Origin of the sequence: Desulfococcus sp. (assembly GCF_050178255.1) — a bacterium.
Classification (GTDB): domain Bacteria; phylum Desulfobacterota; class Desulfobacteria; order Desulfobacterales; family Desulfococcaceae; genus Desulfococcus; species Desulfococcus multivorans.
Window position 1 is genome coordinate 69136 of record NZ_JBFXGG010000001.1, and the last position, 23089, is coordinate 92224.

Sequence of the window (23089 nt, forward strand, 5' to 3'; positions counted from 1 at the left end):
GATTTAAGATTGTTTCGGGAGGGCAGGCCGCACCTTGAGGATGATTTCTTTCCGTATCTGGACGGTCCCCGGTTTGGCACCTCTCGGTTTGGAGACATACCGGGCCTGAGTGCAGGCGACGGGTACAATACCGCCGTTTCGAGCCTTGCTGTGGTAGGCGGCGACGGCGGCAGCCCGGCGAAGGGTTTCGCGGTCCGGTTCACGATTGTCCGTGACCCGTAACACTACATGACTGCCGGGAACCCCCCGCACATGAAACCACCAGTCGTTCGGTGCGGCCAGCTTGATGCTGAGCGTGTCATTGTCTGTATCCGATCGACCGGCCAGAACAACCCAGTCACCGGCCAGCCGGTACTCGTAAAGTCGGGGTGCAATTTTTTGAAAGGAAGCCTCGAATTTCATGATAGGGGCTCGGGTGCCTCGGTCAACAATCCGATGATGTATCGAAAGAGCTGTTTCGATGCCCGTGTCCTCACTGCAGGGCGTCCCGTTGTCTGGGCGTTTCGTAACATTTGCCGGACTCGTCGACGGTCCATCGCTGGGAATGCTGTTGCCATGGCTGTTACTGCGGCGTCGCCCTCAGCCAGGAGCCGTTCCCGCCAGGATTCGGCGTTTTTGAACCGAAGGATTTCATCGTAACAGCGTTGATCCAGCCGGTCCAAGCCTTCCCGAATGGGATCGGAATCCACCTCCCGCATCAGCGCTCCGATCCGTTGAATCTGTCGTCGTCGTGCGCCATGGCGGGTCAGCGTACCGGCAAAAATCACCGCCTCACGAAGCTCCGGCGGCAGCGACAATCGATCGATTTGTTGGCGCGATAACGCCACGAGGCGTTCACCAAGGTTCTGAAGCTCGATCATTTCCCGTTTTCGCCTGGACTTGCTCGGCGGCGTCTCTTTGTGAAGAAAACGGTCGCCGTTTTCAAGAGGGGTGTTATCGGTCACGCGACCAACCATACCGCCCGCCGGGTTGTCTTGGACAGAACCTGGTTGGAGACCCTTCCCAGATAGAAGGCGCGCTCGGTGCCGCGCCGTCCGATAACCACGGTACCGTAGTCTCCCTTTTGAATTTCCTCCAAAATGGCGTCGCCGATGCTGAAACGGGGTTTGGTCTGCCGGACGATGACCTGCTCCCTGGCGATGCCGGCATCGATGAACTTCTTCTCGACGACGGATAGAAATTGATCGATACATTTTTTGTCGCTCTGGAGAATCGCGGATTCCAGATCCTCTTCATCGGTAATGTAATCGAGCCGGCAGTAATCCTTGAGTCTCGGTGTGACATGGAAAAGGGTGATGGTCGCATGGGGATTGTTGCGGAAGATGAAGCTTACATGATCCACTGCCCGGAACGCGCTCTCGGAGCCGTCGACCGCCACAAGGACGCGACGGGAGGTCACCTTGCCGTCCACGATCCAGAGGGGAATGACCTGTGAGTGCTCGACGAGTTTGGTGGTCAGGCTGCCCATGAAGACCTCCTGCATTTTGGTGAGACCGCGCCGTCCTACGACCACGGCGTCATAATGCTTTTTCTGGGCAAACTCGATAATGTCCTTGGCAAGCCCGAGGTTACGGGGAGCGGTTTTGCTCTCGATATGGGTTTCATCGATGCCTTCATCCACCATCAAATTCTTATATTTTTCCAGCAGAGCATGCGCGTTCTGGGCATTTTTCTTTTTGATTTTTTCAATGGCCGATTGGGCTCTTACGTTGATTCTGGCCTCGTCGTGAAGAAATTGGGAAATCTGGGGCTGAACATGGAAAAGGGTGTAGGTGAGTTGGTTGACCCGAGGTGCGATATCGATGACATATTGAATCGCATTTTTGGCATGTTTGGATTCATCCACGGCCAGTAGTATTTTTTTTTCCATAGCTCCCTCAATCCTTGTCTGACGGCTCCACAAAAAGCCCGGTTGTTGTCTTACGCATATCCCTCGTCATTGGAATGGACTGAAACTATCTCGCATTTTTTGGGGGATTGTAAACCTATATTCAACTCTTTCAAAACGTCTGGAAATTGACTTTTTATGAACACGTCAGGTCCGTCTCGAGAAACGTGCCGAAGCGGCCGGATGCCTGGCGGTCGTCAATCATCCGGGGTTATCCAGACGATATGACTCTTGTTGAGGATAAAAAAGGAATTTCTACCCTGTGCACTCACATCGAAAAGAATAATAAACGGACTGACCCCCTTCAGAAAAAAGTCGCTCATCCGATCCGCGGGAACAGCCTCGCTGTTCAGATTGATCTTGCCGCGAAAAATCGTTCCATCGGCCAGCTTGACCCGGACCCGTTGGGCTTTGATCTCCTGCCATTTTTCGTTACTGTGGATACCGTCGGCTTCACTCATACCACTGCTCCAGATAAGGATCGGCTTGCGTCCGCGCTGTGTTGAAACAGCCCGCCTCGAAAAGGCAACCGCAAATTCGGGTCTCTCGTCGCTTTTGTCTGACAGTCTGGACCTGAATTCCAGCTATCCATTATCATACCAGAAATAGACCGGGATTCAAACCGGAACCCTCAAATTCGGTTGATGGTCTCGAAGATACGCCGGTGCTGAATGCTGAGGTGAAGACCCAGTTCGGCTGCTTTACGGGTCAGCTGCTCCGTCATTTTCGCCCGATCCGTTTCCAAGGGGATGCATACTTCATAGATCATGATGTTTCGGGTCGGATCATTGCCGCCTTTAAACACGGCCTGAAGGTTGGTCACATTGACGCCGTGCTCGGCGATAATCGCTGTGACGGCGGCGACAAGACCCTTTCGATCCGGACCCTGGGTGGTGATAACGAACGGATCGCCGGCCGGCGAAGCCGGGGGTGCCGGCTTCAGATCCTTGATGTAGACATGCAGGCCGAGATCCTCCGTCTGGTCGATCAGGCGACTGTAAAGCGCGTCTATGGCCAGGGTTTCGGGTATCGACACGATGAAGATGCCCGAGAATTCAGACTGAAGGATCGTCTGGCTCACATTTTCCACATTGCAGTCCTGTTCGAACAGAACCCGGGTTATTCGGGCAATGATGCCGGGTCGATCCTGACCCAGAATGGTAATCACGATTTTCGGGTCCATGATGTCGGCAGCCCCTTTCAGGAAAAATCGTACAAAATTGTCGGGTCGACCGCGGCCGCCGAGGCCGTCCCGGTCAAAATCATGGCCGAGACGAGTTCCGAATGAATCTGATCGATGAATGCCTCGACACCGGACTTGAGACCGCCGACCGCGGCGATGGAAAAGGGGCGACCGATCATGACGGCATCGGCGCCCAAGGCCAGCATTTTCAGAACATCGCCGCCCGTGCGCACCCCCCCGTCGGCAATTACGGTAATATTCCCCTTGACGGCTTCGACGACGCCGGGGAGTACCTCCGCTGCGCCGGGAGTGTGATCCAGCACCCTTCCGCCGTGGTTGGACACCACGATGCCGTCGGCACCGATATCGACGGCGAGGCGAGCTTCATCCGGTGTCATGATCCCCTTGAGGATAAACTTCATAGGCGTTTTATCGATGATCGCCCTGAGTTTTTTCGGCGACTTCGGCGTGACGGGGCGCCCCATGAGTTTCAACGTGACAAGACCGGCTGCATCGATGTCCATCCCAACGATATCGGCGCCGGTGTCAGCGGCTTTTTCGAGCTTCTCGAACAGCTCTGTCTCCTCCCACGGTTTGATAAAGGGAATCCCGGCGCCGTTTAACTCACGGATCGCAGCATATCCCGCTTCGTGGATAAATGCCGGGACGCCGTCGCCAACGCAGCCGAGGGTGTCTTTTTCAACACAACCCTCCAATATCGCACGGATGTAATCCTCTTCGGAGATCTTCCCTCCCATGTTGAATGAGACGCCCCCGATGGGCGCCGCCAGGACCGGAACGGCCAATCGTTTACCGAAAAGCTCGATGCCGGTATCCGGTTCTGCGACGTCGTGGAGAGTTTTCATGTTCAGTCTGAAGGCGGCAAGCGCACTCAGATTATTCATGAAAGCGCTTCCCGTACCGATGCCGCCCATGCCGGGTACCTCACCGGCGCAGGCACGCCCGTCGCATACCGGACAAACCCGACAATAGCCCTTCATTCTTTCCTTTGCCGTTTGGCGAACTTCTTTCATCTGGATTCTTTACTCCTTGGTTTTACGCCTTGAATTTCGATGAGTCTCTGTGTTAATGAGGCTGTATCCGTTTTGACGCCGTCATCGCGGAGGACCTTGGCCGGTGGGCGACTTGTCCCCGACGGTCTATCGGTCAGGCAGTTCTCAGGATGTCTTGTGCCGGGGGTGTTTCGGTTACAGGAAAGCAGGCACTCAAGTCCTTTTATGAAAGTGTGCGAACGTCAAAATCGTTATTATGTTTCTGTTTGTGAGCCCGAAAGGGAAACGCAGGCACAGGCCTGAACATCCGGTTCGAGGGGACACAACCGGGAAATACAGCCAGGAAAAACAAATGATCAACCAAAAAAAAAGTATCGCATCTTTGCTGAAAGAACACAAGACCGTTTTTGTTATCATCGCCGTGGTGCTCTTCCTTATCGAGCTTGAGATTTTTGCCGTCGCCGCCATGAACTCCGGACGGAAGGCATGGCTCCAGATCATCGACGGCAACGGCAATGTCATTCATGAGACCGACGGCAAAAGTCTGAGCGACTTTAACAAGTACTATTTCGAAAAGACGTTCGGACCGCTCGACCAGTATGAAAAAAAACTGGAGGTACGAGATCAGCCCTTTCCGTTCCGCGCATGGTTTACGGCTGCGGTCGGTATTCCCATTGGCGTAATCCTGCTCTTCGCTTTTGTCGTCAAGGCTTATGTATCGCTTTTCTACGGAGAGGAGGCGGCGCGGTCGAAATCTGCAAACGATAAAATCGGCCGGTATGAAACTGAATTCGAGAAGATCGTGGCCACTATCAGCAGTTTCAACATCTTCACCATCGGGTTTCTTCTGCTTCTCGCGGTGTTCATGTACTGGGTGCTCCCCAACATGGTCACCTATATCGGCCGGGTCAGCGTCGACACCCTCGTCAGGTTCAAATGGGTCTTCATCGCAGCGGGAACGGTGGTTGTCGGTTTGTTTGTCTGGATCATCTATCTTCGGTATCTTCTGGCCAAACGGAGCATCGACAACCAGGCCGAACTCGAAAAGGCACGGCTTCAACTCGAATACCGCGGCGGGTCGGCGCCGCAAGCGCGTCTGGTCTACGAGGCCCAGCCAGTTGAGGATCCACAACCGGCGGTTCGTAAGGAGTCTTTCGAGGAGGATTCAAAGCAGACGACGGCGTCCCCCAAACCCGGGGATCCCCCCGAGGATCAGCGGGAAGCCGTTGTGGATTCTACCGGTATGACTTCAGCGTGACCCCATGCGCATCGTCACGAGCCACAAAAATACGGATTTCGACGGCTTCGCTTCGATCATCGCCGGAACGGTTCTCTATCCGGGTGCCGTTCCGGTGATCCCCCGGAACATCAATCCCAATGTCCGGTCATTCCTTGCCATCCACAAAGATCTTTTCGATGTCCGGACGGTGGATGAAATCGATCTGGACAAGGTGCGGTCTCTTGTCGTGGTGGACGTCAACCAATGGCATCGGCTGGACGGTCTTCGCAAACTCAAAGCCAGGGTGGACGACCTGGAAGTGATTGTCTGGGACCATCATCCGGACAAGGGCGACATCAACGCCAACTGGATCCGACACGAAACCATGGGGGCCAACATTACGCTGATGGTGCGTCAGATGCGATTGGAAAGCAAACCGCTCACGCCGATACAGGCAACCCTTTTCCTGACGGGCCTCCATGAGGATACGGGAAGCTTCATGTTCCCGGCCACCTGCCCCGAGGACGTCATGGCCGCCGCTTACCTGATGGAAATGGGGGCCGATGTCAACGTGGTCGCATCCCTCCTTCGGCCCGCCTACGGGGAGAAACAGAAGAACGTCCTTTTTGAGATGCTCAAATCCGAGGAGAGGGAAAGCATCAACGGGTACAAGGTCTCTTTCCACAAGATCGACATCGATGGCCATGTGGGCAGCCTTTCGGTGGTGGCTCAGATGTGCCGGGAGATCCTGAATGTCGATGCGGTCTTCGGCATATTTACCGGACAGAGAAAAGGCAAGTCCATCGTCATCGGGCGCAGCAACGCCGACGGCCTCAATATCGGCGCCATCATGCGAAGTCTCGGCGGCGGAGGACATCCGGGGGCGGGGTCGGCTATGGTCGATTTTGTCAATCCCGATACGATCCAGGAGATGATCACCGAACTTATCCAAGGCAATCAGCAGGCTTCGGTCCAGATCAGTGATCTCATGTCTTTCCCGGTGATGACCATATCCGCCGACGCGTCCATGTCCGATCTCCGCAAGATTCTCACGGAAAAGAGCTGTACCGGGCTGCCGGTGGTGGAAGACGGTCGCCTGGTAGGGGTCATTTCCCGTCGAGATTTCAGGAAGGTTCGAAAAAGTAAGGACATGAAAGCACCTGTCAGGGCTTTCATGAGCAAGGATATCCGAACCATTGAACCGGGAAAGAGCCCTATGCAGGCAGCCCGGCTGATGGTGAAGCACGACATCGGCAGGCTTCCGGTGGTTGAAAATGATGAGATCATCGGCATCGTCACGCGTTCGGACGTGATGCTCTACTTTTATGACATGCTCCCGGATTGATCCGTGGAAACGGCATTGCCTGAAGGGGACGCTGTTGTTTCCCTTGTGGATATCGCGGTCCGCAGGGGAACGCGGCTGCTTCTGGAGGGCACTTCGTGGCGGATCCGGCGGGGCGAGCACTGGGTGGTCACGGGTCCCAACGGGACGGGAAAGTCGACCCTTGTCCAGGCGTTGGCCGGAGAACTCCCGGTCGTACGGGGGCGAGTCATCCCCGGGAAAGCCTGGAAAATCGAAAACACAGGATATGTTTCCTTTGAATCCCACCGCCGACTGATCGCCCGAGAGGAGCGCCTCGACATATCCCGGCAATTCAGCTGCAACGCAGAAAACCTGACAACAGTACGGGACCTTTTCGAGGGAAACCTCGAAACCCTCGACAATGACGTCCTGACATCTCTGAATTCAGGTGTGTCCCTGTTGATGGATCGTCCCGTTCAGGCCCTTTCCACGGGAGAGATGCGCAAGGTCCTGATCGCAAAGACGCTGGCACGGTTCCCGAAGCTGCCAACTCTGCTGATTCTTGACGAACCCTTTGAAGGCCTGGACGAGTCCTCCCGAAGGGACCTCATGCTTCTTGTCCGAAAATTGATGGCGGAAGGCGCTCAAATCGTTCTGGTCACCCATCGCTTTTCCGAAATCCCTCCGGAAATAACCCATGTTCTTGTATTAGGGAAAAAGGGCGTTGTGGGGAAGGGGCCTCGAAAAGCCTTTCTTGATGCGAACCGTGAAACTCCGGTGTTTGAAGACATCCGGACGAAGCTGTCGGCCATCCCGCCGTTTCGCGGCATTCGGAAGGCGTCGCCGCCGGTTCTGGTGGCCATGCGGGGGGTGTGTGTCTCTTACGGCTCGACCGCCGTCATCGACGGTCTCGACTGGACCTTCCGACGGGGCGAAAACTGGACGATTCTCGGTCCCAACGGTGCCGGGAAATCAACCCTTCTCCAAATGATCGCCGGAGACCACCCTCAGGCGTATGCCAACGATATCCGTCTTTTCGGCAGACGGCGGGGCACCGGAGAAAGCATCTGGGAGATCAAAGCGTCCATCGGCATGATTTCTCCGGAGTTTCAGATCCGCTACCGTAAAAACATCATCGGTCTGGAGGTCGTTCTGTCGGGATTTTATGATTCCATAGGTCTTTTTCGGCGGTCCACTCCGGAGGAGGAGAAAATCGCCGGACAATGGATGCGGCACATGGGGATTGCGAATCTGGCACAGCGCCCCTTTCCCCAGCTCTCTCAAGGAGAGCAGCGGATGGTTCTTCTGGCCCGGGCCATGGTAAAATCGCCGATCCTGCTCATCCTGGACGAACCGTGTCAAGGCCTCGACCGGAAAAATCGACAACGGGTCCTTGCACTCATCGATGCCGTCGGCCGGCACACCCCTACCCACATTCTCTGCGTGGTCCATCATATTGAAGAGATTCCCGCATGCACCACTCACGTGCTGCGATTGTTCAAGACCGCGGACGGCCGTCGGGCCGCGGGAATCATTGAAAAGCAGGGGGGTATTTCCGGGAAGGTTCCGAGGCGATCTCTGTCTGGTCAACGCTGATACCCCGGGCCTCGAGGCGTTCCTTGAAGCCTCCCCGTATGCGGATGGGATCGAGAAGCCGCTTGAATTATCGCGTCTACACCTGCGATCGGTTTTCGCCGCGTCACCAGCGGACCGGGATCCGAACGATGTTGAGGGCTTTGTTCCGAAAAAGCAGGTAGCCCTTTTCCCTACCGTAAAGATAAAGATCACGGGTGACCGCTACATCCATTCGGCAGTAGTCAATGATGTCCTGGATGCGGCCCTCTTTCCACCACCGCAGGGCTTGAAGGCCGTCGGCCGTTTTTTCCGTTTCCAGGGTCACGCTCGCCAGATGGTTCAACGACAGTCGATATCCAAGGTACCGCTTGACCTCCTCAAGTATGTCGAGGGTGGGCAGTGTTTTGAAATCAAAATCGATCTGGCCGGTCAGCACACGGTAGTCGAAACGATTGACGTTGAAGCCGATCACGAGATCCAACGTTTTCATGCGTGCCGTCAAAGCCGGTATCTGGTCCTGCAGATAATCAAAAAAACGATCCGCCCCTGAATCGTAAAGTACGGCGCAGCTGACACCCATCCGATCGGCTCGGTGCCATCCCCCCACCTCATCGGCTGACAACCGGGTTTCGATGTCCAACACACCGAAACGTTTCGGGGCCGGAGAACGACCTTGAAACGAAGGGTGTATTGAGGCCGGCATGGGCAGTGTCGGCCTTGCAGGCCTGGACGGTTCCGGTGTTGGAAGGGACTCGGCGGCGGTCTGAAGGGTTTCCAGAATGAATCGTGCGGCTGCTTTGTCGATGGGGCGATTGCCGGAGCCGCATTTGGGGGAATGGACGCATGAAGGACAACCGGATTCGCAGGCGCAGGCCGTAATGGATTTGAGGGTCGCTTCCAGCAGCGTCTCCGTTTTCCGGAAAGCCTGCCGGCTCAGTCCGGCTCCTCCCGGTATGCCGTCGTAGACAAAGACGGCCGCGCATCCGACCTGGGGGTGCAGCGGAGTCGAAATGCCCCCCAGATCGTTTCGGTCGGTCATGACCAGGAGTGGGAAAATGCCGATGGCCGCATGTTCGACGGCGTGGATGCCGCCCATGAAATGCAGTCGTTCCGTCTCCGTTTTTCGCTGTACCCAGTCCGGAATAGTGATCCACAGGCCTTCGGTTTCAAAGATCTGGGGCGGCAGATTCAGGGGGATGACGGCGCGCTTTCCGCGGCCGTGGATCGGGTGCTTTTCATATCCGGACACCTGGTCCGTGACCTTCAAGCGGCCGGTGAAGACCCGGGTTCCCCACGCGGTGCATTCCTCGTAAATCTCGAGAATTTCGGTCGTCTTGTTGGCCCGCACCCGGGTATAATAGTTCACCTTGGCCGGGGCGATTTTGACGATGCCGGCGTCGATGTCGAGGGTTTCCACCAGGAAAGTATCGCCGTTGTGGATATAGACGGCACCGGGGTGGGTCTCTCGAAAGGCGCGGAAAGCGTCGATTTCACCCTTGTTGGATCCGGTTTGAGCGCAGACGATGGCAAATCGACTGCCGGTTCCCCTCAAGTCCACCAGACGGTGGGGTGCCTTGAGACGGCTGAAAAGCCGTTTTCCGTCACCGCTTCTGAGAAGGTCTCCGGCAGCCTCAAGGGCATCCGCGGCCTGCTTGACGGCATTCTCGTTTATGATCTCTTCGTCGCGGTCAAGGGGCAACTCAGCGGCGGCACAAAGCAGGTGGCGTTTGAGAATTTCCGGATTTCGAGGGTTGATCACAGCGGCCTCGGCTTCCCGGGTGACCAATTCCAGGGGATTCCGCATGAAATACTGGTCCAGGGCATCCTCTCCGCCGACAAGGATGATCGCCGCATCCTGGCCGCTCCGCCCCACCCGACCGCCGCGTTGCCATGTAGCGACAATGGTGCCGGGGTAACCTACCAGGAGGCAGAGGTCCAGATCGCCGATGTCGATGCCCAGCTCCAGGGCGCTGGTGGAGATGACCGCCAGAAGCTCTCCATCGGAAAGGCGCCCTTCGATCTCGCGTCGCTCCTCAGGGAGAAATCCGGCCCTGTACGGGCTGATTCGGTCGGCAAAAGCCCCCGCGCGACTTCCGGCCCAAAGCGCGATCAGTTCGGTGAGTTTTCGGGATTGCGCGTAGACGATGGTTCTGAGCTCTCGGTAAAGTGCAGCTTTGAGCAGAAGAATGGCGGTCTGGGCGGGCCCCTGAAACGGGTCCACGAAGACCAGGTGCTTTTTCCCCTGAGGCGCACCGCTTTCGGTGACGGGCGTCACGATGAGTCCGGTAAGCGCTTCGGCCAGTTCCGCCGGGTTGGCGACGGTGGCTGAGCTGAAGACGAATACAGGTGATGCGCCGTAATGGGTGCAGATCCGTCTGAAACGCCTGAACACCTGGGCCATGTGAGATCCCATAATACCACGATAGGTGTGGACCTCATCGATGACCACGATCTTGATGTTCGATAAAAAACCGGCCCATTTTTCATGATAAGGCAACAGCGAGAGATGAAGCATTTCCGGGTTGGTAAAAATCACGTTGGGCGGTTTTTCACGGATGCGGCGGCGGTGCCAGGCGCTGGTGTCGCCGTCATAGATGGCTCCCGTCGCTTTTTTGAGGACGTCGCTCTTCCCGAGCATCGCCGAAAACGTGCGCAGCTGGTCCTGAGCGAGGGCTTTCAGCGGGAAAAGGTAGAGAGCCCTCGAATCGGGATTCTCCAGAATACGCTCCAGAACCGGCAGGTTGTAAACCAGACTTTTCCCGCTCGCTGTCGGGGTGGCGACCACCACGTGACGGCCGGTCCGGATCATGTCCACGGCTGCAGCCTGATGCCGGTAAAGCCGGTTGATGCCGGCGGCCGTCAGAATTTTACGGAGAGGATCGGCAAGAGGGCGCTCGAGCGCGGCGAAGTCTGCCGGGCGCTCCGGAAGCGTCATGTGATAAACCACCTGATCGCCCATCCGGGGGGAGGCTTTCAGGGAACGGATATACTCGTTGATGTCGGAGCCGAATTTCATTTCGCCGAGCGGTACTTTCCTGCAAAGGGCTTAAAACTGAAGATTATCAGAATCAAAGCGGCCGGACAAGCAAAAACAGGGTCGGGAGGATCTCGAAAATCCCGTCCGATGAGGCGTCGAATCACGACATCGCACACCCCGTCGATGATAATGGCATGGGAGGATTACGGTACGGAACGACGTGCTGAATAAATTTCTATTTTCTTGATAAAAAAACAAAATGTGTATATAACAAATACCATATATATCAACTTTTTGGCTTTCGTTATGGTGGCCGGGTAGCGGTTGAAGGCTGAGGACAGAGGTCAGAGGTCAGAGGACAGAGGTCAGAAAAGAAAAGAGGGATAAGTGCTCCGTTCACCACAGGCACACCCCTTCAGCCTTCAGTCTTTTCCAGCCCAAGACGGTTTTTCCGTTCCGGATCTTGATCGGCACTGATTACGCGTTAGATTGTGGATGAAATTTTCGGGTGGGCACCTCAGGAGGCAACTATGAACAAGTTTGATCTGGTGAAGGCATATCTGATCGATATGGGAATGGCCATCGCCTACGGCGACCTCGCAACCCCGGAAAAGACCGTCGACGACGAGATTACGACGGCGTTGGAAAGCGGCAAGAGCTCTACCGCGGCAGCGGATCTGCTGGAACTGAAAAAGAAGATGGGCATTCTTCAATAGCAGGAGCGACGATGGGCTGGAGAGAATTTTTCGGCATTCGTAAAAAGGATCGGAGACAGGATGTCGGCACCCCGGCGAAAGGTCCGGCTGCTCAGGTGACGGATCTTACGCTTTCCGATATCAAAGTGGGATATCTTCTCGATCACGACATGAAAACATGGGAGGTGACGGCCTATCATTACTATGACTGGGGAGACGGCGGAAACCTCACCCATGAGTGGCAGCTGAACAGCGCTGACGATACCCTTTATCTCGAGAAGACTTCCGACGATGAAACCGAGTGGAGCGTCAGCCGCCCCATCCCTTTCAAGCGCCTTGGCGCGGGCGTTCGGAATCATATTCTGGAGAAGGAGGATCCACCGGATGAAATCGAGTTCGAGGACAGGATCTATCACCTGAATGAATTCGGCGGCGGAAAATTTTTCAAGGACGGCAAGGGTCCCGGCCGTGAATTTCTGGTGTGGGATTACGAGGATGAAAGCGGGGAGTGTTTCCTGTCCATCCAACAATGGGATGAGGAGGATTTCGAGGCATCCGTGGGCCACTGGGTCGAAGCGTATCAGTTTACCAATATTCTACCGCGGATGTAACGCACTCCCCCAGGGCAAGCAAGGAGTGCCGAAAAACCCGGCGGTCGGCCGCCGGGTTTTCAAGCGTTTCTCCAGGGGCCAGGATTACATCTTTGGATTCCCGGCGCTTGCAATGCGAAAACGGCTGACGGCATCCCGATCGTCCGACGGCGGTCATTCGTTGGGTTCATTGCGTTTGAGGGTTTCTATGATGGAACCGAGACATGCGTCCGCCGCTTCGGCGGATACGGTGCAGGATCCCGCACCACGGTGTCCGCCTCCCCCGAAGCGTGCCAGCAACAGGCCGACGTTAACCCTGCAGTGACGATTGAAGATGCTGTGCCCCACACCGATGATTACCCGCTTTTTCTTCCGACCGTCATATCGAATCCGCACGCTGACCACGGCATCGGGATAGAGGGAGTATACCAGGAAGCGATTCCCGTTGGGGACCTCGTCTATCGCCCGGAAATCGGTTATCGATACGTGGCCTTCCAGAGTGGTATGTTTTTGCAGAACAGGGGTGTATTGCGCGTTGATGTCTACAACGCGATCACATCGCCGTTTCACCTCCGGATCCGCGAGGACGGCATGGATGTCGTTGCGGCGGATCAGCCCGACGAGGCGGTTCCAGTAGCTTTCCTCCGACGTATCCCGTCCCGACACGGTCATGGAGAGAAGGATGTAAGGGTGGTTTTCGGGGTGGAGCACCTCCTCGAGGCTCAGATCGGCGGAATCGATCCGATCGGTCTGACGAATGAGTTCGTCGTAATCTCTTGGGAACCGCTTTCCATAATATTCGTGGATCAAGCCGGCCGCCGACGGCGCCACTCGGTAAAGGCCTTTGAAAGGGGTGCCGGGGTTGTTGGTGTAATGGTGATCGAACCACATGGCGCAGTTGGGATGGTAGGGCAGGTTGGCGATGATGTCGCCTTTCCGGATGGTTACACGACCCTGTTGCAGATCATTGGGCTCGACCCACCGGATGGGCTGATCGATCGATTCCATATCATAGAGAAGGACGGCACAGACGATGCCGTCAAAATCAGGACGCGTCACGATTCTCATGGGGTTTCCTTTTGATGTTGAGGTTTGCCGCAAAGTGTCATACTATCAAAATTTATGGTTCTTTATGGCTCGGTGTAGGTGCACCCTCGCGTAAGGCGCGGGTCCGAAGGTGAAATCAAACAGAAAAATATAACGGCAATCGCCACAAATTACAAGAGAGGGATGACCATGCCCCTTTATCTCGTTCAGCATGGAAAAAGTCTGCCCAGGACGATAGATCCCGAACAGCCCCTGTCGCCGGAAGGTGAGGCTGATGTGCGGCGCATCGCCGGGGTCGCTCAAGGGTACGGTGTGACGGTTTCCCGAATCCTTCACAGTGGAAAGCGACGCGCATTGGAGACGGCTGAAATTATCGCCGAATACCTGAACCCCCGAAAAGGGGTGAGTCCGGCACCCGGACTGGGGCCTCTGGACGAACCCGAGGGGTGGATGGCTCAGGCGGACCCGGCCGACAGCGTGATGCTGGTGGGACACCTGCCGTTTATGGAAAAGCTCGCAGCCGGCCTGGTCACCGGCAACACGGCGCGTCCCATCTTCCGTTTTCAAAACGGCGGTATCGTCTGTCTTGACACCCATCCGGACACGCCCGGCGACTGGGTCATCAAATGGGCGTTGATGCCCCAGGTGGGATGACCGGATGATCACCACCGGCCTCCTTCATACCCCCGGCGTTCGCCGACGCAGCCATTTTCGGGGGATTGCCCCAGGCATCCCTGCGGCCCGAGGGATTGCCTGTTTCCGGTGGGCCCGGAGGGCGCGAAAGGCTTGACCACCGAAGGGCACATGCCGCCGCTGTCGTCGACAGAGCGACGCTGGATTATCTTCGCCACGCTCCTCTCCCTTTTTCTGAGCGCCCTCGACACCCTGGTTATGGGCGCGGCCATGCCCACCATTGTCGCCGAGTTGGGGGGGCTGCACCTCTACAGCTGGGTTTTTTCGTCCTACATGCTGAGCCGCGCCGTGGCGCTTCCGGTCTTCGGGAAGCTGGCCGACCTGTATCCCAATCGGATTCTGTATGGAATTTCAGTCGTTGTTTTCCTTGTGGGTTCCATCCTCGCCGGCATCTCCCGGAGCATGGCCCAGCTCACCGTTTTTCGGGTTGTTCAGGGCATCGGAGCCGGGGGAATATTCGCGCTGGTTTATATCGTCCTCGCAGACATCTCCCGACCGGAAGACCGGGGAAAGATGATGTCCCAGGCCAGTCTGGTCTGGGGGATCGCCAGTGTTCTGGGCCCGACCTGCGGCGGTTTCATCGTCGCTTATTTCTCCTGGCGATGGATCTTTTTCATCAACATTCCCCTGGGCCTTGTCTCCCTGTGGGGCATCGTCGAATTTCTGAAGGAGACCCGGGACAAACGATCGAAGGTCGTCATCGACTATGCGGGCATCTGCCTCATGACGACCGCTATCCTCTCTCTTCTCACCATGTTTCTGGTTGCCGGAAAGGACTATCCCTGGGATTCCCCTCACGTCATCGGCCTTTTCATGCTTGCCGCGGTATCGGGATGCGGATTCTATGCTGTTGAAAAACGGGCCGTCGAACCCCTGTTGCCCATTGAATTTTTCAAGGTGCCGGCCTTCAGTGCGGGCAACGCCGCCGTTCTGATGAGTAGCTTCTCGGTGTTTTCCCTCTCGGCTTTCACCCCTCTCTTCGTTCAGAGCGCCATGGGACGCACGCCGGTGGCATTGGGGGTGGCCATGCTGTTTCTGAGCCTGGGATGGTCTGTCGGGGCCTTGATCTGCGGCCGGACGGTTCGGCAGGGAGGGGAGAAGCAGTTTGCCCTGGCAGGGTCGCTTCTCCTGATTCTGGGGTGTATTCTGATGGTACGGTTTTCATCGGCAACAACCCTGGCGGCCTGTTCCACGGCCCTTGCCCTTGCAGGTGCCGGGATGGGATTCGTGTCCATTTCGACGCTTTTGATCGTCCAGAACAGTATCGGCCCCGCCCATCTGGGCGTGGCGACCTCGTCCCACCAGTTTACCCGGACCCTGGGCGGGACCGTCGGGGTCGGTGTCTGCGGCAGTCTCATGACCGCCGATTTTTCCAGCAGACTCGACGTGTTGGCTGAATCCTTCGGCCATGCCGGATTGACTGCGGCGGTGTCGGCGCAGATACGCCGGAACTATGAGAATTTTTTCAAGCCGGACGTGCAGGCCCTCTTGTCTCCGGAACTCCGGTATCTTCTGTACGAGTCCCTGGGGCAGGGCGTCATTACGGTTTTCTGGATTGCCCTGGCGGCGGCAGGGGCCTGCCTGATGTTGAGTTTCCTTTTGCCGGGTAACAGTTGCGTGAACTCCGGAAATTGAGGAACGGAATGAATCGCAAAGTGACGACCATCATCGATCGGAAGAAGTGTATCGGCTGCGGGGCGTGCGTTTCGGTTTGCCCATCGGGGACCTTGTCTCTGGAAGAAAAAAAGGCCAAAGTCACCGGGGACACCTCCCTTGGCTGTGGGCACTGCGAGGCGGCCTGTCCGACGGGAGCCGTCCGGGTGACGGCCATGGATGCCGGCGCAACCCGTTTTCGAACCATCGTGCCCGACGCATCCTGGCTGCCGCACGGCCGTTACGACGCGGCCGGATTGATCCGGCTTATGGGATCCCGTCGTTCATGCCGGAATTATACAAAGCGTCGGGTGGATCCGGCTGTGTTGGCGGACCTGGTCCGGGCGGGCGTGCTTGCGCCGTCCGGCACCAACAGCCAGAAATGGACCTTTACCGTTCTTCCCGGACCGACGGCGGTCCGGACCTTTGGCGAGCGGGTGGGGCAATTCTTTGAGCGGCTTAACCATACGGCGGAAAAAGGATGGCTTCGAGGCCTGCTGAAACTTGTCGGACGACCGGAACTTCATCGATATTATCGCGACTATTACCCCACGGTCCGGGAGGCCTTGCGCGAATACCGCAACCTTGGCGTCGACCGTCTCTTTCACGGCGCTGCCGCCGCCATCGTGGTGGGATCAAAACCAGGAGCCGCCTGTCCCGTGGAGGACGCGCTTCTGGCCACCCAGAACATTCTCCTGGCGGCCCATGCCATGGGGCTGGGCACCTGCCTAATCGGTTTTGCCGTCGTCGCCATGAAAAAGGATCCCGCCATCGGGCGCTTTCTGGGAATTCCACCGGAGGAGGATGTTCATGCGGTTATCGCCCTGGGACATCCGAACGAAACCTATCGGCGAACGGCCGGGAGAAAAGCCTTTGAATTAAGAATTTATCAGGCGGACGGCCGGTGAGCGGCGTCTTGGGACGTATCACTGCCGACAACACGAGGAGGCACGACCCATGGAACAGTCATCGGAAAGGACTGAACGTAATTTTCTGACAACGCCCCTGTCCCAGCGAGGCGTTCCGGTTTTGGTGGTGTATCTGCTGGCGTTGCTGGGCGGCATATACATGCTCAATCCCGGATCGGGGATTATCGAGCTGATTCCGGACAATATCCCGATCATCGGCAACCTGGATGAAGGCGGGGCCATGTTGGCGGTCTGGTACGGGTTTATCGAGTTTCTCGAGCGGCGAAGGAAACGGAAAGAATAGTCCTCATAGGTATAAATCCCCATCCGGGATAGGCATTATCCTCACACATTTGAGTTATTATCCCTATTTGCAAAAGAGACTTTTTTCTTTATTAAAATAACATCAGACTCAAGCGCAATGTTCAACGGGCTTCACCGTCCCCCGACAACACCTTTTTTCAGTCAACATCATGGATCGGGTTGAGAGTTGAAAAGATAACCAGCCAGCAGAGCAGAACCTTTATCCGTCATTGGAGGAGGTGTAAACTTGTTTTGGACCGCAATCCATAAACATCCTGAAACATATAAGAAAACGCCAAACCTTCTGGACTACTCCCAGACGTGCGCCGCTTTTTCCTGGGATACCATCCGCGACGAGTTACAGGGGCTTCCGGATGGAAGAGGACTCAACATCGCTCATGAAGCGATCGATCGCCATGCCGAAAGTCGCCTTCGCGATCACGTGGCATTGCGATGGCTCGGGTGTGACGGGGCGAAGCGTGACTTCACCTATGGCGAATTGAAAGCCTTGAGCAACCGTTTTGCCAACATTCTGAAAGGGCTTGGCATTGGAAAGGGGGATACGGTCTTCGTTTTGGCCGACCGTATTCCCGAGCTGTACATCGCGGCCCTGGGGACCCTCAAGAACGCCGGCGTTTTCTGCCCGCTGTTTTCCGCGTTCGGTCCCGAACCCGTCTATCAACGGCTGAAGCGCGGAGACGCCAAAGTTCTGATGACCACCGGTCATCAGTACCGACAGAAGGTGAGCCGCATCAGGGACACATTGCCCAAATTGAAGTATGTTCTCCTGGTTGATACGCAAGACCATCTGGAAAACGGTCTTCTGTCGATGCCCAGGCTTATGGCGGAATCCTCCAGCCTCTTTTCAATCCCGCCAACCGATCCGGAAGACATAGCGGTTCTGCACTTTACAAGCGGTACCACGGGGATGCCCAAGGGGGCTCTCCATGTCCATAATGCCGTGCTTATCCACTATATGACCGGCAAATACGTCATGGATTTTCACCCGGACGATATCTTCTGGTGCACGGCGGACCCCGGATGGGTCACTGGAACATCCTACGGCATCATTGCGCCTTGGGTTCACGGCATCACCAACATCGTCGATGAAGCCGATTTTGACGCGAAGCGTTGGTGTCATATCCTGGAATCCCAAAAGGTGAGTGTCTGGTATACGGCTCCCACCGCCATTCGCAGATTCATGCGGTTGGATTTCGAACCGGCCCGAAGCTATGATCTCCATGATCTGCGCGTCATTCACAGCGTCGGGGAGCCGCTCAATCCGGAGGGGGTCGTCTGGGGCCGGAAGGCCATGGGACTCCCTATTCACGACAACTGGTGGCAGACGGAAACAGGCGGTATCATGATCGCCAACTTCCCCGCAATGGAGATCCGACCCGGCTCCATGGGACGCCCTCTCCCCGGAATCGAGGCTGCCATTGTCCGTCGTACCGACAAGGATACCGTCGAGGTCGTCGACGAGCCCGACACTCAGGGTGATCTGGCACTCCGACCGGGGTGGCCGTCCATGTTTCGGGGATATCTGCACGACGAAGCGCGCTACCGGAAGTGTTTTGTCGGAGGCTGGTATCTGACGGGAGACCTGGCGAAGCGCGATGCCGACGGCTATTTCTGGTTTGTGGGTCGTGCCGACGACATCATCAAGACATCCGGCCATATGGTGGGCCCCTTTGAAGTCGAGAGCACCCTCATGGAGCACCCCGCCGTGGCAGAAGCGGGCGTCATCGGAAAGCCGGACCCCCTTATCGGGGAAATCGTGAAAGCGTTCGTGGCCCTCAAAACCGGAATAAATCCCAGCGAGGAGCTTCGCCTGGAGATTATCGGATTTGCCCGCAAAAAGCTGGGGGCGGCCGTGGCGCCGAAGGAGATCGATTTCCAGCCCAATCTGCCGAAAAACAAGGCCGGCAAGATTATGCGGCGGTTGCTCAAGGCCCGTGAGCTGGGTCTGCCCGAAGGCGACCTGTCGACACTGGAGAAGACCGAATGAAAACCCAACGCATGACCAAAACAAAGGCTGAATCCCTGGATCGTGATCACGCCCTCCACCTGCTGGGTTCCATGATTCGCATCCGGCGTATGGAGGAAAAATGCGCCGAGCTTTATACCGCTATGAAGATTCGGGGCTTTATGCATCTGTATGACGGCGAGGAGGCGGTCGCCGTCGGTGTCATGGAGGCGTTGACGCAAGACGACGCTGTTGTGGCCACCTATCGGGAACACGGGCATGCGTTGATCCGGGGCCTTTCCGCAGGTTGTATTCTGGCGGAGATGTACGGAAAACAGGAAGGTTGCAGCCGCGGCAGAGGCGGCTCCATGCATCTGTTCGACGACAAGACGCGGTTTTATGGGGGTAATGCGATTGTTGGCGGCGGCCTTCCCATCGCCGTTGGCCTGGCTCTGGCCGACAAGATGCGGCAGAAGCCGCGCGTGACATGCTGTTTTTTCGGGGACGGCGCCGTCGCCGAAGGGGAATTCCACGAAAGCATGAACCTGGCGTCGCTCTGGAGATTACCGCTGCTGTTCGTGTGTGAAAACAACCTGTATGCCATGGGAACGGCGCTGAAATACACGCAGGCCGTCATGGATCTCGCTCGCAAGGCATCAAGCTACGACATGCCTTCCTCCGCCGTTGACGGAATGGATGTCCTGGCGGTGGAGGCGGCTGCGAGAGAAGCGGTGCAAGCCGTTCGCTCGGGCGATGGACCTTGTTTTCTGGAATGCCGTACCTATCGCTTTCGAGCCCATTCCATGTTCGACGCCGAGCTTTACCGGACCAAGGCGGAAGTCGAGGAATGGAAAAAGCGTTGCCCCATTGAGACATTTTCCCGGAAGCTCAAGCGTGAAGGACTTCTGACTGATGCGGATCTGGAGGAGATGGAGCGCGATGTCGCTCGGGAGATCAAGGAAGCTGTCGCTTTTGCCGAGGCCTGCACGTGGGAGCCTCTCGAAGACTTGACCCGTTTTGTTTATTCGGAACGGAGGACGCCATGACCAACGGTGTTGATACCATGCGAACGCTCACGTACCGTGAAGCAGTGCGTGAAGCTATACGGGAGGCCATGCAAAAAGACGACAGGGTCTTCCTCATGGGAGAGGACGTCGGCCGATACGGGGGCTGTTTTGCCGTGAGCAAGGGGCTGCTCGAGGAATTCGGCCCTGAAAGGATCCGCGATACCCCTCTGTCGGAATCCGGGTTCACTGGAGCGGGCATCGGCGCGGCTCTGGGGGGAATGCGTCCTATCGTGGAGATCATGACGGTCAACTTCAGCCTGCTGGCTGCCGACCAGATCATCAATAACGCCGCCGTCTATCTTCACATGTCCGGCGGACTTTTCAATGTCCCCATCGTCATCCGGTTGGCAACGGGCGGCGGGCGGCAGCTGGCGGCACAGCATTCCCGTTCCCTCGAGGGGTGGTACGCTCACATTCCCGGAATAAAGGTGCTCAGCCCGGCAACCCTCGAGGACGCTCGCGGCATGCTCTGGACCGCTCTCCAGGATCCGGACCCCGTGCTCATCTTTGAAAACAGCGGACTTTACAACATGAAGGGAAAGCTTCCCGTCGATGCCGGACCGGTGGATATCGACCGGGCTCGTGTGCGGCGTGAGGGACGGCATGTCTCCATCATCAGCTATTCGGCGAGCCTATTCAAATCGTTGGATGCGGCGGAAATTCTGTCGAAGGAAGGGATTGAAACCGAGGTGATCGATCTGCGTACGCTGCGTCCCCTGGATGAAAAAACCTTTCTGGATTCCGTGGCCAAAACCCATCGGGCGCTTATCGTGGATGAAGGATGGCGTACCGGGAGTCTTGCTGCCGAGATCAGCGCACGCATCATGGAAGGCGCATTTTATGAGCTGGATGCGCCGGTCGAGCGTCTCTGCAGTGCGGAAGTGCCCTTACCGTATGCGAAGCATCTTGAAGAGGCGGCTTTGCCGCAGGTGGACAAAATCGTGGACCGCGTGAGGAAAATGGTGGGAGGCGATGGCTGAATTTCGCATGCCCAGTCTGGGATCGGACATGGAGGAGGGCATCCTCGTCGAATGGCTGGTGAAGCCCGGGGACCGCGTCAAGCGTAGAGATGTTATCGCCGTCGTGGAAACGGATAAAGCCGCCATCGAAATCGAGGTGTTCGAAGATGGCGTCATCGATGAAATTCTCGTTCCGCCGGGCCGCAAGGTTCCTGTGGGGACCGTCCTGGCCATGATTCGAACGGAAGCAGGTCAGGGCGCCGTGTTCCCAAAGGAAAAAAAGTTCCTTGTGGAGGATGCTCCCCCGACAGGGGCGGAGATAGAAGGGAAAGCACCGCCGGCATCGGACGTTCCCCTTGTGCCGCCGGCTTCGACAACTTCGCTCAAGCGCATCAAAGCCTCTCCGTATGCACGCCGGTTGGCTGCAGAACAGGCCATTGATTTGCGCCGTCTGAAGGGGACGGGGCCGGGAGGGATCATCAATGCGGCGGATGTCGAGGCGGTCGTCCCAACGGCGAAAGCCGTGCCACCCATACAACCGCCAACAGTCTCTGCAGTTGAAAAATCGGTCGTCAAGGATTATGCGGCAGCGATGCGTCGTGCCATCGCAAAAGCCATGGTGCGCTCCAACCGCGAAATTCCCCACTATTATCTCCAAACGCGTATTGACATGAGCCGTACCTTGCGCCGGCTGGAATCGGACAACCTGAAACGCTCCATCAAGGAGCGTATCCTGCCGGTGGTACCGCTCATCAAAGCGGTCGCCCTGGCCCTGGGGGATGTTCCGGAGCTCAACGGCTACTGGATAGAGGATCGCCATCAGCCTCAGGAGGCCATAAACATCGGCTTTGCGATTGCGCTGCGGCAGGGGGGACTGATCACGCCGGCCATTCTGAATGCGGACTTGAAAAACCTGGACGAGCTCATGGCATCGCTGAGAGATCTTATTACGCGAGCGCGATCCGGTGGATTGCGCAGTTCGGAGATGACGGAGGCTACCGTTACCGTCACCAGTTTAGGCGATCTCGGCGTCGAGGCATTGTACGGGGTAATTTACCCGCCCCAGGTGGCGCTGATCGGATTCGGGAAGATCATGGAACAGCCCTGGGCCGAAAGCGGTATGCTCACCGTCCGGCCGATACTCACGGCTACCCTGGCGGCGGACCACCGCGCCACGGACGGCCGTCGTGGTGCCCAGTTCCTCGACGCTTTGAACCGTTATCTTCAGGAGCCTTTGACGCTATGAAAAACGATAAAATTGAAGAGATCGTCTTCCGGATACTCAAACAGATCGCTCCCGAGTCAGACCCAGGCACTTTGGCACCGGACGAACACATCCGAAAAGCGCTTGACATCGACTCGTTTGATGCCTTGAATTTTTTCATTCATCTTCATGAGGAACTGGGCGTGGACATCCCTGAATCGGACTACGGTGAACTCGATACCTTATCGAAGATCATTCAGTATCTCTCATCCCGCTTGAGTTGATCCGTTCTTTTCGTCAATTATCAGCCTCCAATGGGCTTTTCGAAGATATTATGGCAACGATTGAGCGATCCTTACGCAAAGGGAGATGCATGACATGAAGGATGATTATATTCTAGTTTATGAGCATCTGCAAAAATTGTCCGCCAAATTGGCAAGAGATCTGCGGGGCCCCATGTCCGCGTTTGCGCAACTCAACGGCACGACAACCCTCCCGGGAGCCTTGGATGCCAAAACAAAACAACTCATCGCTTTGGGCATCGGGATCGCAGCCCGGTGTGAGGGATGTATTGCCTTCCATGTGCATGACGTCCTTCGTACAGGCGCCACGAGACAGGAGATTCTGGAAACCCTGGGGATTGCTATTATGATGGGCGGCGGCCCGGCGGTTGTCTATGCATGCAAAGCCATGGAGGCGCTGGAACAGTTTTCATCGTCAGAGCAGGCCTCAACCCCTTCGAAAAACCGGGAAAAATGAGCCGGCAGCCGGAAGCTTTTCATTTGAATGCCCGGGCATCCGGCCTTCCCTGCAGGCGAACATCATTTGAATGCGCCATGGAGATAG

General features: G+C 56.7%; 23 protein-coding genes. 15 read left to right on the plus strand and 8 right to left on the minus strand.

Annotated features, from left to right (window positions below):
- Positions 1-3: 3 nt before the first annotated feature.
- From AB7S84_RS00300 to AB7S84_RS00325, 6 genes are all read right to left on the minus strand, one after another.
- The gene (locus tag AB7S84_RS00300) at positions 4-402 is read right to left on the minus strand and encodes an NFACT RNA binding domain-containing protein (RefSeq protein ID WP_428152663.1); all 399 of its coding nucleotides are present in this window, start codon (positions 400-402) and stop codon (positions 4-6) included.
- Positions 399-944, minus strand: coding sequence for a ribosome biogenesis factor YjgA (yjgA, locus tag AB7S84_RS00305; RefSeq protein WP_428152666.1), 546 nt, complete (start codon positions 942-944; stop codon positions 399-401). The genes AB7S84_RS00300 and yjgA overlap by 4 nt, the downstream gene beginning before the upstream one ends.
- Complete coding sequence (locus AB7S84_RS00310; protein WP_428152668.1) at positions 941-1870, minus strand: universal stress protein; 930 nt, start codon at positions 1868-1870, stop codon at positions 941-943. The genes yjgA and AB7S84_RS00310 overlap by 4 nt, the downstream gene beginning before the upstream one ends.
- Positions 1871-2085: 215 nt before the next feature.
- Complete coding sequence (locus AB7S84_RS00315; protein ID WP_020875184.1) at positions 2086-2349, minus strand: DUF6812 domain-containing protein; 264 nt, start codon at positions 2347-2349, stop codon at positions 2086-2088.
- Positions 2350-2519: 170 nt separating this feature from the next.
- Positions 2520-3071: a glycine cleavage system protein R gene (locus AB7S84_RS00320; RefSeq protein WP_020875183.1), complete on the minus strand. Its 552-nt coding sequence runs from the start codon at positions 3069-3071 to the stop codon at positions 2520-2522.
- Between the two features lie 17 nt (positions 3072-3088).
- Positions 3089-4105 carry an alpha-hydroxy-acid oxidizing protein gene (locus tag AB7S84_RS00325; RefSeq protein WP_428152671.1) on the minus strand — a complete coding sequence of 339 codons (1017 nt, stop codon included), beginning with the start codon at positions 4103-4105 and terminating at the stop codon, positions 3089-3091.
- A 331-nt stretch (positions 4106-4436) separates the two neighbouring features.
- Here AB7S84_RS00325 and AB7S84_RS00330 point away from each other — a divergent pair, with 331 nt between their 5' ends.
- The 3 genes from AB7S84_RS00330 to AB7S84_RS00340 are packed head-to-tail and all read left to right on the plus strand — an operon-like array spanning position 4437 to position 8202.
- Positions 4437-5342 (plus strand): hypothetical protein, encoded by a 906-nt coding sequence (locus AB7S84_RS00330; RefSeq protein ID WP_020875181.1) that lies wholly within the window; start codon positions 4437-4439, stop codon positions 5340-5342.
- Positions 5343-5346: 4 nt separating this feature from the next.
- Positions 5347-6648 (plus strand): CBS domain-containing protein, encoded by a 1302-nt coding sequence (locus tag AB7S84_RS00335; protein ID WP_020875180.1) that lies wholly within the window; start codon positions 5347-5349, stop codon positions 6646-6648.
- Positions 6649-6651: 3 nt separating this feature from the next.
- Positions 6652-8202 (plus strand): ATP-binding cassette domain-containing protein, encoded by a 1551-nt coding sequence (locus AB7S84_RS00340; RefSeq protein WP_020875179.1) that lies wholly within the window; start codon positions 6652-6654, stop codon positions 8200-8202.
- 103 nt (positions 8203-8305) lie between these two features.
- Here AB7S84_RS00340 and AB7S84_RS00345 read toward each other — a convergent pair whose 3' ends face one another.
- On the minus strand, positions 8306-11197 hold the full coding sequence (locus AB7S84_RS00345) for a DEAD/DEAH box helicase (protein WP_020875178.1): 2892 nt from the start codon (positions 11195-11197) through the stop codon (positions 8306-8308).
- A 491-nt stretch (positions 11198-11688) separates the two neighbouring features.
- On the opposite strand from AB7S84_RS00345, the gene AB7S84_RS00350 reads away from it, so the two are divergent.
- Both AB7S84_RS00350 and AB7S84_RS00355 read left to right on the plus strand, forming a co-directional pair.
- Positions 11689-11874: a hypothetical protein gene (locus tag AB7S84_RS00350; protein WP_020875177.1), complete on the plus strand. Its 186-nt coding sequence runs from the start codon at positions 11689-11691 to the stop codon at positions 11872-11874.
- An 11-nt stretch (positions 11875-11885) separates the two neighbouring features.
- A complete protein-coding gene (locus AB7S84_RS00355) occupies positions 11886-12464 on the plus strand; it encodes a DUF4178 domain-containing protein (RefSeq protein ID WP_020875176.1) in 579 nt (192 codons plus the stop codon).
- Between the two features lie 153 nt (positions 12465-12617).
- Here the strand turns inward: AB7S84_RS00355 and AB7S84_RS00360 are convergent, their stop codons facing one another.
- On the minus strand, positions 12618-13511 hold the full coding sequence (locus AB7S84_RS00360) for an exopolyphosphatase-like protein (RefSeq protein WP_020875175.1): 894 nt from the start codon (positions 13509-13511) through the stop codon (positions 12618-12620).
- 168 nt (positions 13512-13679) lie between these two features.
- Here AB7S84_RS00360 and sixA point away from each other — a divergent pair, with 168 nt between their 5' ends.
- The 10 genes from sixA (at position 13680) to AB7S84_RS00410 (ending at position 23002) form a co-directional block, all read left to right on the plus strand.
- Positions 13680-14144: a phosphohistidine phosphatase SixA gene (gene sixA / locus AB7S84_RS00365; protein WP_020875174.1), complete on the plus strand. Its 465-nt coding sequence runs from the start codon at positions 13680-13682 to the stop codon at positions 14142-14144.
- A gap of 132 nt (positions 14145-14276) precedes the next feature.
- Complete coding sequence (locus AB7S84_RS00370) at positions 14277-15818, plus strand: MDR family MFS transporter (RefSeq protein WP_428152677.1); 1542 nt, start codon at positions 14277-14279, stop codon at positions 15816-15818.
- An 8-nt stretch (positions 15819-15826) separates the two neighbouring features.
- A complete protein-coding gene (locus AB7S84_RS00375) occupies positions 15827-16744 on the plus strand; it encodes a nitroreductase family protein (protein WP_020875172.1) in 918 nt (305 codons plus the stop codon).
- Positions 16745-16793: 49 nt separating this feature from the next.
- A complete protein-coding gene (locus AB7S84_RS00380) occupies positions 16794-17048 on the plus strand; it encodes a DUF1232 domain-containing protein (RefSeq protein WP_020875171.1) in 255 nt (84 codons plus the stop codon).
- A 246-nt stretch (positions 17049-17294) separates the two neighbouring features.
- The gene (gene acsA, locus AB7S84_RS00385) at positions 17295-19055 is read left to right on the plus strand and encodes an acetate--CoA ligase (RefSeq protein ID WP_020875170.1); all 1761 of its coding nucleotides are present in this window, start codon (positions 17295-17297) and stop codon (positions 19053-19055) included.
- A complete protein-coding gene (pdhA, locus tag AB7S84_RS00390) occupies positions 19052-20059 on the plus strand; it encodes a pyruvate dehydrogenase (acetyl-transferring) E1 component subunit alpha (RefSeq protein ID WP_020875169.1) in 1008 nt (335 codons plus the stop codon). Before acsA ends, pdhA begins: the two co-directional genes overlap by 4 nt.
- On the plus strand, positions 20056-21060 hold the full coding sequence (locus tag AB7S84_RS00395; RefSeq protein ID WP_428152681.1) for an alpha-ketoacid dehydrogenase subunit beta: 1005 nt from the start codon (positions 20056-20058) through the stop codon (positions 21058-21060). The genes pdhA and AB7S84_RS00395 overlap by 4 nt, the downstream gene beginning before the upstream one ends.
- Positions 21053-22285: a dihydrolipoamide acetyltransferase family protein gene (locus AB7S84_RS00400; RefSeq protein ID WP_428152683.1), complete on the plus strand. Its 1233-nt coding sequence runs from the start codon at positions 21053-21055 to the stop codon at positions 22283-22285. The genes AB7S84_RS00395 and AB7S84_RS00400 overlap by 8 nt, the downstream gene beginning before the upstream one ends.
- The gene (locus tag AB7S84_RS00405) at positions 22282-22527 is read left to right on the plus strand and encodes an acyl carrier protein (protein WP_020875166.1); all 246 of its coding nucleotides are present in this window, start codon (positions 22282-22284) and stop codon (positions 22525-22527) included. Before AB7S84_RS00400 ends, AB7S84_RS00405 begins: the two co-directional genes overlap by 4 nt.
- A gap of 94 nt (positions 22528-22621) precedes the next feature.
- Positions 22622-23002, plus strand: coding sequence for a carboxymuconolactone decarboxylase family protein (locus AB7S84_RS00410; RefSeq protein ID WP_020875165.1), 381 nt, complete (start codon positions 22622-22624; stop codon positions 23000-23002).
- The last annotated feature ends 87 nt before the right edge of the window (positions 23003-23089 follow it).